8 protein-coding genes and 1 pseudogene are annotated in these 12021 nt (G+C 64.4%); 6 read left to right on the forward strand and 3 right to left on the reverse strand.

The features are described from left to right. Window positions 1–80 precede the first annotated feature (80 nt). Both ACF8R4_RS12795 and rlmKL read right to left on the reverse strand, forming a co-directional pair. On the reverse strand, window positions 81–2471 hold the full coding sequence (locus ACF8R4_RS12795; protein WP_392492583.1) for a diguanylate cyclase: 2391 nt from the start codon (window positions 2469–2471) through the stop codon (window positions 81–83). Window positions 2472–2565: 94 nt separating this feature from the next. Then, window positions 2566–4758, reverse strand: coding sequence for a bifunctional 23S rRNA (guanine(2069)-N(7))-methyltransferase RlmK/23S rRNA (guanine(2445)-N(2))-methyltransferase RlmL (gene rlmKL, locus ACF8R4_RS12800; protein ID WP_104835258.1), 2193 nt, complete (start codon window positions 4756–4758; stop codon window positions 2566–2568). A 560-nt stretch (window positions 4759–5318) separates the two neighbouring features. On the opposite strand from rlmKL, the gene rmf reads away from it, so the two are divergent. Continuing rightward, window positions 5319–5534, forward strand: a complete 216-nt coding sequence (rmf, locus tag ACF8R4_RS12805; RefSeq protein WP_003248687.1) for a ribosome modulation factor — start codon at window positions 5319–5321, stop codon at window positions 5532–5534. A 97-nt stretch (window positions 5535–5631) separates the two neighbouring features. Here rmf and ACF8R4_RS12810 read toward each other — a convergent pair whose 3' ends face one another. Then, the gene (locus tag ACF8R4_RS12810) at window positions 5632–6657 is read right to left on the reverse strand and encodes a quinone-dependent dihydroorotate dehydrogenase (protein WP_060498843.1); all 1026 of its coding nucleotides are present in this window, start codon (window positions 6655–6657) and stop codon (window positions 5632–5634) included. Between the two features lie 156 nt (window positions 6658–6813). Between ACF8R4_RS12810 and ACF8R4_RS12815 the strand changes: the two genes are divergently transcribed. The 5 genes and pseudogenes from ACF8R4_RS12815 to ACF8R4_RS12835 all read left to right on the forward strand — a co-directional run. After that, the gene (locus tag ACF8R4_RS12815; protein WP_392492585.1) at window positions 6814–8028 is read left to right on the forward strand and encodes a CmpA/NrtA family ABC transporter substrate-binding protein; all 1215 of its coding nucleotides are present in this window, start codon (window positions 6814–6816) and stop codon (window positions 8026–8028) included. A gap of 12 nt (window positions 8029–8040) precedes the next feature. Then, entirely contained in the window at window positions 8041–8616 is a 576-nt protein-coding gene (locus tag ACF8R4_RS12820; protein ID WP_060498841.1) for an ANTAR domain-containing response regulator, read from the forward strand. 247 nt (window positions 8617–8863) lie between these two features. Next, window positions 8864–10075 carry a NarK/NasA family nitrate transporter gene (locus ACF8R4_RS12825; RefSeq protein WP_104835260.1) on the forward strand — a complete coding sequence of 404 codons (1212 nt, stop codon included), beginning with the start codon at window positions 8864–8866 and terminating at the stop codon, window positions 10073–10075. A gap of 9 nt (window positions 10076–10084) precedes the next feature. Next, on the forward strand, window positions 10085–11755 hold the full coding sequence (locus ACF8R4_RS12830; RefSeq protein WP_164524262.1) for a bifunctional protein-serine/threonine kinase/phosphatase: 1671 nt from the start codon (window positions 10085–10087) through the stop codon (window positions 11753–11755). Window positions 11756–11782: 27 nt separating this feature from the next. Then, window positions 11783–11968: pseudogene (locus ACF8R4_RS12835) on the forward strand (SAM-dependent methyltransferase); the annotation flags it as partial. Between the last annotated feature and the right edge of the window lie 53 nt (window positions 11969–12021).

Raw genomic sequence — 12021 nt, forward strand, 5'->3', positions numbered from 1 at the left:
GAACACGGGCGAAGCCCGTGCCATCCTCCGCGGCGCCTGCTTCGCGGGCAAGCCGGCTCCCACAACGACCGCGTCAGACTTCAGGCTGACTCGCCTTCCACCCTGTCCCGCCCAGCCTGCTTGGCTGCATACACCCCCGCATCCGCCCGTAGCAACAGGGCATCGGCGCCCTCCCCCGGCCGCCATCCCGCCACACCAAAACTGGCCGTCACCTTGCCCACGCCGTCCACCGGCACATTGCGCAGCCCATGCCACAACTCAAGTGCCAGCAGCCGCGCCTGCTCGGCATCACTGCCCGGGCACAGCACCATGAATTCCTCTCCGCCCAACCGGCAGAACACATCGGTGCGCCGCAAGCGCTGGCCGATACGCTGGCACAGGCTGCGCAGCACACGGTCGCCGACGGCATGGCCGAAGCGGTCGTTGATGTGCTTGAAGTGATCGATATCGAGCATGATCACGGCCAGCGTCAAGCCATCACGCTGAGCCTGCTCCAGTTCGACCTTGAGCCGTTCCTGGAAGTAGCGGCGGTTATGAATGCCGGTCAGTGAATCGGTCACCGACAGCGCCCGCAACTCTTCCTCCACACCCTTGAGGTCCGAGATGTCCGTCAGGTAGCCATGCCACAAGGTACAGCCGTGCTCACCCACCTCCGGCGTCGCTTCGCCACGCACCCAGCGCAGGCCGGCACGTGGCAGGCACACCCGGTATTCCTCGCGCCAGGGTGCCTGGTGCTCGGCCGAGTAACGTACCGAACAGCGCACGCGCTCCAGGTCATCGGGGTGGATACGCTCGAACACCACCGAAGCATCTTCGCGCAACTGCTGCAGGTCCACTTCGTAGATGTCGTAAAGGCCTTTGCTGGCGTAGGGAAAACACGAATGACCATCGGCATCCAGGCGATACTGATAAATACCGCCCGGCACCTCGGCACTGAGCTTTTCCAGCAGCCGGTCGCGCGCCGCCAATGCCTCGTGTACCCGACGCCGCTCGGTGACATCGATGCAGATGGCCAGGTAGCCAACCCACAGGCCCTGTTCATCAAGCATGGCAGTGACCAGCATGTTGGCCACCAACTGGCTGCCATCGGCGCGTAGCAAGGTCCACTCACCCGGCTCGGCGCCTCGCTCGTAAACGGTTTCTGCAAACAGCGCCTGTCCACCGGCAATGTGCCGGCCAAAACGCTGGCTGAGCGCATGCGCACGCTGGTTCAATTCGTCCGGCAGCACCAGGTCCTCCAGGCGCAACTGGCCGATGGCCTGGTTGGCCGGATAACCCAGCATACGCTCGGCCCCCGTGTTGAATGTGCTGACTTCGCCCTTGAGGTTGGTGGCAATAATGGCCACCTGGGTCGCGGCCTCCAATATACTGCGCAACTGATTATGGGTGCCGCGTGAGGACTGCTCGCTGACCCGCAACTCGGCGGTACGCTGCTCGACCAGGGCCAGGGCACGCTGGCGCTGGCTGAACAGGCTGTAGAGCAAGGCACTGAGCAGCAGGCTCAACAACCCGCCCAGCAGGCCGACCGCCAGTACCGCCGATGAGCGGTTGGCCCGCACGAACGCCTGGCTGGGCAGGATGCTCAGCTGGAAGTGGTGGTCTGCCAGGTGCAGCAGCTGGTTGCTGCTCAGCGACAAAGGGGCGACCTGGTTCTGCGAGTCGTACAACACTTGTGGCTCTTGCAACCCGGACGGGTCGACGATACGCACCACCAGGTTGTCATCCGCTACCACAGGGCGCCCATCGCTGACCATCTCGCGCATGCTCAACAACGCCACCACATAGCCCACTGCAGCACCATGCGGGTTGGCATCGGAAAACACGGGGGCTACCAGTACCAGGCCGCGCGCATACGAAGGAATATCGTACATGGCCAAGGGCTCGGACACCGCCATGCTGCCAGGCCCGAGCGCCCGCGCCAGGGCAGCATGGGGCTCACCCTGGCCGGCAAGATCCAGCCCATAGGGCAGCCCGGGCATTTCACCGGATTGGGTATACAACACAGGGAAGTAATGGTCGCGCAGCGGCGCGGGGTGCCACTGCCCTTGCGCATCCTGGTCACGGATCACATAGCCCGGGCCGGAATGCTCGCGGGCATGCTGCTCGAACTCGGCACGCTGCGCGGCTTCCACACGCGGCGCCCAGGCGTAGGCCAAGGTACGCTGCAGCAACGGCCGGGCGTAACCGTCAAATTCGCGTGGTGTCACTTCGTTGGAAAAGCTGAAGAACCGCCGCAGGCCATCCAGGCGCTGCTGTTGTTCATCAAAACGCTCGGCAATACGACTATAGCGTTCGCTGGCCAGCAACTCGAAGCGCTGGCGCAACTGCTGCTTGTAAAACGCCTGCGCGGCCAGTGCCAAGGCGGCCGTCAACAGACCGCCCGCCACCAAGGCCACCAGCGCCACCGCCCACGCGGACACCGTCTCTGTGCACAGGCCAGATAACCGCGCACGCACGCCACACTTTGACATACACCCATCTCGTCACGTCAGCGTCCTGCGGATTATCTCGCCCTGCCCACATTTATAGCTATTGGCCATTAGCCGCGCAATGTACCTCGTCGGTTCAGCGCAGCTGCAGGCGCCAGGCCCGGTGAATCCGATTGTTACGGGCGAAGTCCGGGTCCAGGGTCTGGGCGGTGATTTCCTCCACCGCATAACGCGCCATCAGGTGCTCGTCCAGCTGGAACTTGCGGAAGTTGTTGGAGAAGTACAACACACCGCCCGGCGCCAGACGGGCCATGGCCAGGTCCAGCAGTTGAACGTGGTCACGCTGCACGTCGAACACGCCTTCCATGCGCTTGGAGTTGGAGAAGGTGGGCGGGTCGATGAAAATCAGGTCGTAGCTGTCGCGGTTACCCTCCAGCCAGGCCATCACATCACCCTGCTCCAGGCGGTTGCGCTCAGAGAAGCCATTAAGCGCCAGGTTGCGCCGCGCCCAGTCCAGGTAGGTTTTCGACAGGTCGACGCTGGTGGTGCTGCGCGCGCCGCCCTTGGCCGCATGCACGGTGGCGGTGGCGGTGTAGCAGAACAGGTTGAGGAAGCGCTTGTCGGCAGCCTCACGCTGGATGCGCATGCGCATTGGGCGATGGTCGAGGAACAGCCCGGTGTCGAGGTAGTCGGTGAGGTTGACCAGCAGCTTGACGCCACCTTCGTTCACCTCCTGGAAACGGCCCTCGGTCGCCTGGCGCTCGTACTGGCGGGTGCCGCTCTGGCGCTCGCGGCGCTTGAGCACTACGCGCTGCGGCGAAATGCCCAGCGCCTGCGGGATGGCTGCCAACGCATCGAGCAGGCGTGCCTGGGCCTTGTCCGGGTCGATCGAGCGTGGCGCGGCATACTCCTGCACATGTACCCAGTCATGGTACAGGTCAACAGCCAACGCGTACTCGGGCATGTCGGCATCGTACAGGCGGTAGCAGTCGACCTGTTCGCGGCGAGCCCATTTGCCCAGCTGTTTGAGGTTTTTCTGCAACCGGTTGGCAAACATCTGCGCGCCTTCCGAAAGGCGTGCCGGTTCGCTGGCAACGGCGGGTTGCTGTCGGGTTTGCGCGCCCTCAGGTTGTGCTTCGCGACGCTCGCCGGTGACGAACTGGTCAGGCTGCACCTTGAACAGCAGCAGCTTGCACGGCAAGGCGCCGTTCCAGAACGCGTACTGTTTGTGGCTGCGAATGCCCATGCGCTTGCCCAGCTGCGGCGCACCGGTGAACACCGCTGCCTCCCAGCCCATGCAGGCCTGGCGCAGGCGCTCGCCGAGGTTCTGGTAGAGGTACAGCAAGCTGGCTTCATCACCCAGACGCTCGCCGTAGGGCGGGTTGCTGATGACCAGGCCTTTCTGGTTCTGGTCCGGGCGCGGCTCGAAGGTGCTGACTTCGCCCTGGTAGATTTTCACCCAGTCGCCCAGGCCGGCACGCTCGACGTTGTTGCGGCCCGGCTGGATCAGCCGCGGGTCGGCCTCGTAGCCACGGATCCACAGCGGCGGCTTGGCCAGGCCGGCCTGTGCACGCGCCTGCGCTTCGTCATGCACCTTGCGCCACAGTGCCGGCACATGGCCCAACCAGGCACTGAAGCCCCAGCGCTCACGCTTGAGGTTGGGCGCAATGTCGGCGGCGATCATCGCGGCCTCGACCAGGAAGGTACCCACACCGCACATCGGGTCGGCCAACGCGCCACCTTCGGCGGCAATGCGCGGCCAGCCGGAGCGGATCAACACCGCAGCCGCCAGGTTTTCCTTCAGCGGCGCAGCGCCTTGCTGCAGGCGGTAGCCACGCTGGTGCAAGCTGTGGCCGGACAGGTCGAGGGAGAGAATGGCCTCGCCACGGTCCAGGCGCAGGTGCACGCGCACGTCGGGGTCGATCTTTTCCACCGACGGGCGCAGGCCTTCGCGGTTGCGCAACTTGTCGACGATCGCGTCCTTGACCTTCAGCGCACCAAAGTGAGTGTTGTCGATGCCCGAGCCATGGCCACTGAACTCCACCGCCAGGGTGCCATCGGCGGCCAGGTGGTCGGCCCAGTCGACCGCGTGTACGCCATCGTAAAGGTCGTCGGCGTTCTTCATGGAGAAGCGCTTGAGCACCAGCAACACCCGGTTGGCCAGGCGTGACCAGACACACAGGCGGTAGGCGGTTTCCATGTCGGCGGCGCCGCGAATGGCCGAGGTGTGCTCACGCACTTCGTCCAGGCCAAGGCCTTTGGCCTCTTCGGCAAGCAGGCCTTCAAGGCCTTTGGGGCAGGTGAGGTAGAGTTCGAAACGGTCCGACATGAGTATTCCAGAGCCTTGGGCTATTGACTGACGAGGCAACGCATCACCCCGCGATGTTTGCCCGCAGGCCTTTCCAGCAGGCGTGCGGGTGGCCCTTCCTGGCACATGAGCGTGCCGCGAAAGGCCAGGCCACCTGACCGATCTGCACTCGGCCCGGTGGCCAAGACAGCTTAGATCATCAGGCAGTATGAAAAATTCTGGCGATAACTGGGGCGATGTGACCCTTCGTCGCATTTCAAATTATTTCTGTCATCCGCAAGCAACGCTGGCGAAATGACGTCAATGTTCAGCAAACCCCGATCACTGCGGGCTCAACGCCAAACAAGGTTGAGTCGCATTTATTTACTTATCCCCTCACCCTAGGAAAGGTTACGTGCTTATGACAAATCGATCATTCACACCGTGACTCGCATTCGATAGAACTGGTCTCAGGCCGCTTCGCAACGAGGCGGCACCTTCAGCCCGCCACGCCGGCAGCGGGCGCACACCGGCAGAAAGACTCTGCCCGGCCTCGGAGAGGCCGACGGGACATTACAGTCAACAAGTGAGGGCAACACCCTATGAGAAGACTTAAGCGTGATCCGTTGGAAAGAGCATATTCACGTGGCTACCAATACGGGGTCACCGGCAAATCCCGCGAACTTTGCCCCTTCAATCTTCCTTCTGTTCGCCAAGCCTGGATCAACGGCTGGCGCGAAGGTCGCGGTGATAACTGGGACGGAATGACTGGCACCGCTGGCATCCATAGACTCAACGAAAATCACGCCGTTGGCTGAACGAGGACACTGAATTCGAGTCACCATGCGCGCCCTATCCGGGCGGCGGGCTGCGGCCCAGGGGCCCCTTGACGGGGCCCTTTTTTATGCCTGCCGTTTAACCGCGCGGTAGTGCCGCAATGGCATCGACCGCTTCACGAATCAACGCTGGCCCCTTGTAGATGAAGCCCGAGTATATCTGTACCAGGCTCGCACCGGCAGCGATCTTCTCGGCAGCGTGACGGCCTTCGGTAATGCCACCCGCGGCAATGATCGGCAACTTGCCGCCCAGCTCGCCTGCCAGCACCTTGACAATGTGGGTGCTCTTTTCCAGCACCGGCGCGCCCGACAGGCCACCCGCCTCGCCGCCATACGGCAGCCCCTCGACACCTTCACGGCCCAGCGTGGTGTTGGTGGCGATCACCGCATCCATGCCCGACGCCATCAGCGCGGCAGCCACCAACGCCGTTTCTTCGTCGCTCATGTCCGGGGCGATCTTGATGGCCAGCGGTACACGCTTGCCATGGGTAGCCGCCAGTTGCTCGCGGCGTTCGGCCAGGGCATCGAGCAACTGCTTGAGCGAATCGCCGAACTGCAGGCTGCGCAGGCCCGGGGTATTCGGCGAGCTGACGTTGACGGTGATGTAGCTGGCGGCGGTGTACACCTTGTCCAGGCAGATCAGGTAGTCATCCACGGCGCGCTCGACCGGGGTGTCGAAGTTCTTGCCGATGTTGATGCCCAGCACACCGTTGTAACGCGACGCCTGCACGCGGCCAAGCAGGTGATCGACGCCCAGGTTGTTGAAGCCCATGCGGTTGATGATGGCCGTCGCTTCCGGCAGGCGGAACAGCCGCGGCTTGGGGTTGCCCGGTTGTGGACGCGGGGTGACGGTGCCGATTTCGACAAAGCCGAAGCCCAGCTGGGCAAAGCCGTCGATGGCCGCACCGTTCTTGTCCAGGCCTGCGGCCAGGCCCACCGGGTTGGCGAAGTTCAAGCCCATGACCGAAACCGGCAATGCCGCTGGCTGCTTGCACAGCATGCCATTGAGGCCAAGACGGCCACCGGCACCGATCAGGTCCAGGGACAGGTCGTGGGAAGTTTCCGGGGAAAGCTTGAACAGCAGCTGGCGGGCCAGGGTATACATGGGCGGGCAAGGCTCGGGGTGAGTGAGGGGGCGATTATAGCCAGCCTGGGGCTGGCAGGACAGCAAATCGTGGGGCCGCTACGCGCCCCGGCCACCCTTGGCACATCGGTTGCACCGGTTTGGCCCACAGCCTTATCCGTACAGGCGAGGAACCTTGTGAACACTGTACCCCGAGCAACGCCCCTGGCCTGGGTCAATGGCAGTGACGCGCCGGAAAAGCCCAGCCTGAACATCGGCTATATGGCACTGACCGACTGCGCCTCGGTGGTGGTCGCCGCCACCCAGGGCTTCGCCCAGCAATACGGCCTTACCCTCAACCTCAAGCGCCAAGGCTCCTGGGCCGGGCTGCGCGACAAGCTGGTCAGCGGCGAGCTGGATGCCGCACACTGCCTGTATGGCCTGGTCTACGCCGTGCACCTAGGCATCGGTGGCGTACCCGCCAGCGACATGGTGGTGCTCATGGGCCTGAACCAGAACGCCCAGGCCATCAACCTCTCCCCGGCCTTGCAGCGCAAAGGTGTGACCAACCCTGAAGCATTGGCGCGCCTGGTGCACCAGCACGGCGCACGCCTGACCTTCGCCCAGACCTTCCCCACCGGCACCCACGCCATGTGGCTGTATTACTGGCTTGCCAGCCAGGGCATCCACCCACTGCGCGACGTGGACAGCGTCGTGGTGCCGCCGGCCCAGATGGCCGCGCATATCCAGGCGGGGCGCATCGACGGTTTCTGCGTGGGTGAGCCTTGGGCCGCCGATGCTATGGCCAAGGGCCAGGGCTTTACCCTGGCCACCAGCCAGTCGATATGGCCAGACCATCCGGAAAAGGTGCTGGCGTGTGCTCGTGCCTTCGCCGAACACTACCCCAACAGCGCCCGCGCGCTCATCAAGGCGATCCTCGCCGCCAGCCGGTTCATCGAACAAAGCCCCGAAAACCGCCGCAGCACTGCGCAACTGCTTAGCGGCAATGCCTACCTGGACACCCCGCTGGACAGCATCGAGCCCCGCCTGCTCGGCCACTATCAGGATGGCCTGGGCAACCAGTGGCAAGACCCGCACGCCCTGCGCCTGTTCGACCAGGGCCGAGCCAACCTGCCGTACCTGTCCGACGGCATGTGGTTCATGACCCAGTTCCGCCGCTGGGGCCTGTTGCACGAAGACCCCGACTATCTCGGTGTGGCGCGGCAGGTTCAGCAGTTGGCGCTGTACAGCGAGGCGGCGCAAAGCCTGGGCGTCGCGTGCCCCGAACAGCCGATGCGCAACAGCCTGCTGATCGATGGCACCCGCTGGGACGGCAGCGATCCTTATGGCTATGCCCGCAGCTTCAGCCTGCATGCCCTGGGCGACCTGCCCGATGCCCGCGTCGGCGCGTGAGGGGGGACAACCATGTTGCGCATTCTGCTGATCGACGACACCCAGAACAAACTCGGCCGCCTCAACGCGGCGTTGATCGAGGCCGGCTTCGAGGTTACCGAAGCCCCAGGCCTGACCATCGACCTGCCCGCCTGCGTCGAAACGGTGCGCCCGGATGTGGTGCTGATCGATACCGACTCACCGGACCGCGACGTGATGGAACAGGTGGTGCTGGTCAGCCGCGACCAGCCGCGCCCCATCGTGTTGTTCACCGACGAGCACGACCCTGGCGTGATGCGCCAGGCGATCCAGGCAGGCGTCAGTGCCTACATCGTCGAAGGTATCCATGCTGCCCGGCTGCAGCCGATTCTGGATGTGGCCATGGCCCGCTTTGAAAGTGACCAGGCGCTTAGGGCGCAGCTGCTGGCGCGCGACCAGCAGCTGGCCGAGCGCAAGCGTATCGAGCAGGCCAAGGGTTTGCTGATGAAGATGAAGGACTGCAACGAAGAACAGGCCTACACCCTGATGCGCCGCCAGGCCATGAGCCGGCAGCAGAAGCTGATCCAGGTGGCGGAGCAGATCATTGCCATGCACGAAATGCTGGGCTGATGTGCTTGCCTTGACGCTTTCAGCGCCTTGTAGATCGAGCGCCGCGCGGGCGGCGCTCGATCTCACAGGCGCTGAAAATATAAAGACAGGCCAATACTTGGCCCATCTCTTGCTGAACAAACATCACCGGTAGCCAACGGCGGTTGCCCCACTTAAATCCCGACAAAGACGTCGCTCTCCCCTCCACGACCGTGGAGCGGGTGGCGGCGTCTTTTTCGTTCCGTTGCATTGCCGAGTGAGGTGTTCGATGAGTACCAGCTTCTGGAAATCTGGGCATGTGCCCACGCTGTTCGCCGCGTTCCTGTACTTCGACCTCAGCTTCATGGTCTGGTACCTGCTGGGCCCGCTGGCGGTGCAGATTGCCGCCGACTTGCAACTGAGTGCGCAGCAACGGGGCCTGATGGTGGCCACGCCGATCCTGGCCGGGGCGATCCTGCGCTTCGCCATGGGCGTGCTGGTTGACCGCCTGTCACCCAAAACAGCCGGGCTGATCGGCCAGGTGGTCGTCATCGTCGCCTTGGCGTGCGCCTGGCACCTGGGTGTGCACAGCTACGAACAGGCCCTGCTACTGGGCGTGTTCCTCGGCTTTGCCGGTGCGTCGTTTGCCGTGTCGTTGCCGCTGGCTTCACAGTGGTACCCGCCGCAGCATCAGGGCAAGGCCATGGGCATCGCCGGTGCCGGCAACTCCGGCACGGTGTTCGCTGCCCTGCTGGCCCCGGCGCTGGCTGCCGGCTTTGGCTGGAACAATGTGTTCGGCTTCGCGCTGATTCCGTTGTCGCTGGCGCTAGTGGTGTTCGCCCTGGTGGCGCGAAATGCGCCACAACGCCCCAAGCCAAAAGCGATGGCCGACTACCTCAAGGCCCTCGGCGACCGTGACAGCTGGTGGTTCATGTTCTTCTACAGCGTCACCTTTGGCGGCTTCATCGGCCTGGCCAGCGCCCTGCCCGGCTACTTCAGCGACCAGTACGGCCTGAGCCCGGTCACCGCCGGCTACTACACCGCCGCCTGCGTATTCGCCGGCAGCCTGATGCGCCCGCTCGGCGGTGCCCTGGCCGACCGCTTCGGCGGTATCCGCACCCTGTTGGGCATGTACAGCGTGGCAGCCATCTGCATTGCGGCAGTCGGTTTCAACCTGCCGTCCGCAGCCGCCGCACTGGCACTGTTCGTAAGCGCCATGCTCGGCCTGGGCGCCGGCAATGGTGCGGTATTCCAGTTGGTACCACAGCGCTTCCGCCAGGAGATCGGCGTGATGACCGGGCTGATCGGCATGGCCGGCGGTATCGGTGGTTTCCTGCTAGCAGCCGGGCTTGGCACCATCAAGCAGCACACCGGTGACTACCAGTTGGGGTTGTGGCTGTTCGCCAGCCTGGGCCTGCTGGCCTGGTTCGGCCTGCATGGCGTGAAACAACGCTGGCGCACCACCTGGGGCTCTGCAGCCGTTACCGCTGCACGGGTCTGAGTGACACCCATGAGCCTGCAACTGAAGTTCGCCCACGCCAGCGCCACCGGGCCCCGCGAGGAAAACCAGGATGCCCTGCGCCTGGTCACCCCGGCGCCGGAGCTGGCCGCCAGCAAGGGCTACCTGTTCGCCCTCGCCGACGGCGTCAGCCAATGCGCCGATGGTGGCCTGGCCGCACGGGCCAGCTTGCAGGCACTGGCCTTGGATTACTACGCCACCCCCGCCACCTGGAGCGTTGCCCAGGCCCTGGACCGCCTGTTGCTGGCTCAGAACCGCTGGCTGCGCGCCCAAGGCAGCGGACAGCCGTTGTTGACCACACTCAGCGCACTGGTGTTACGTGGCCGGCGCTTCACCTTGGCCCATGTGGGTGATTGCCGGGTTTACCGCTGGTACGCCGGGCGCCTGCAGTGCCTGAGCGAAGACCATGTGTGGGACCAGCCGGGCATGCAGCATGTACTAAAACGCGCACTGGGCCTGGACCAGCACCTGCTGGTGGATTACCTGGAGGGCGAGCTGCAGCCAGGCGAGTGCTTCCTGCTGCTCAGCGACGGGGTTTGGGCCAGCCTGGGCGACCAACACATCCAGGCCGTGCTGCGCGATCAGACCGACTTGCAACTGGCCGTCGACACACTGGTTGCCAGCGCGCACCTCAATGGCAGCCAGGACAATGCCAGTGCCCTGCTGGTGCACGTCGAACAGCTGGGCACCGCCAACCTGGGCGATACTTTGGCGCAGTTACAGCAGTGGCCGGTGCCCGGCGCGCTGCGAACAGGCCAAGTGATCGATGACTGGCAGGCCGACTGCCTGCTTTCACAAAGCCGCCAGTCGCTGCTATACCGGGTGCGCGACAGCCAAGGCCGACCTTGGCTTCTCAAGACCCTGCCTGCCGAACGCGAACAAGAGCCCGGTGCTGCGCAAGCGCTGTTGCTCGAAGAGTGGTTCCTGCGCCGAGTTGCAGGCCGCCACTTCCCCGAGTTGCATGCGGCCAGCCAGCGGCAACACCTGTACTACGTGATGCGCGAGTACCCCGGCCAAAGCCTTGCAACCCTGCTGGCCGAGCACGGCCCGCTGCCCCTGCCGCAGTGGCTGGAGATGGCCCGGCAACTGCTGCAGGCGGTTGGCGTGTTGCACCGGCGCAACCTGCTGCACCGCGACATCAAGCCAGACAACCTGCACCTGGGCAGCGATGGCCAACTGCGCCTGCTGGATTTCGGCCTGGCCTATTGCCCCGGCCTTTGCGAAGACGCGCCGCACGACGTACCCGGCACGCCCTCGTACATCGCCCCGGAAGCGTTCGACGGCCAACCACCCAGCCCGCGCCAGGACTTGTATGCCGTGGGCGTGACGCTGTATCACCTGCTGACCGGGCACTACCCGTATGGCGAGGTGGAAGCCTTTCAGCGCCCGCGCTTCGGTCAGCCGGTCAACGCTGCACGCTACCGCCCCGACTTGCCGGAATGGCTGCAGCACAACCTGCAGCAGGCGGTGGCGGCCGATCCAGCGCAGCGCTTCGAAACGGCCGAACACTGGTTGTTGCTGCTTGAGCGTGGCGACCGCCAAGAGCTGCCTGACAGGCCACGCCCCTTGCTGGAACGCGAGCCGTTGAAGGTATGGCGCACCCTGGCCCTGCTGTCGTTGCTACTCAACCTGATCCTGCTGCTTGGCCTGCTCAAAGGCTGAGCGCACCCTGCCAACGAGGAATACCCGATGAATGCAAAAGTCTGGCTGGTAGGCGCCGGCCCTGGCGACCCTGAACTGCCCACCCTCAAGGCCGTGCGTGCCTTGCAGCAAGCGGCAGTGGTAATGATCGACGACCTGGTCAACCCGGCAGTGCTGGATCATTGCCCGCAGGCCCGGGTGATTGCCGTGGGCAAGCGTGGCGGCTGCCGCTCCGTGGTTGGTGAACAGCAGGCTCAGGACCTGGTCGCAATCGCCGGATGATTTAT

This window comes from Pseudomonas sp. FYR_2 (assembly GCF_043106425.1).
Taxonomy (GTDB): domain Bacteria; phylum Pseudomonadota; class Gammaproteobacteria; order Pseudomonadales; family Pseudomonadaceae; genus Aquipseudomonas; species Aquipseudomonas monteilii.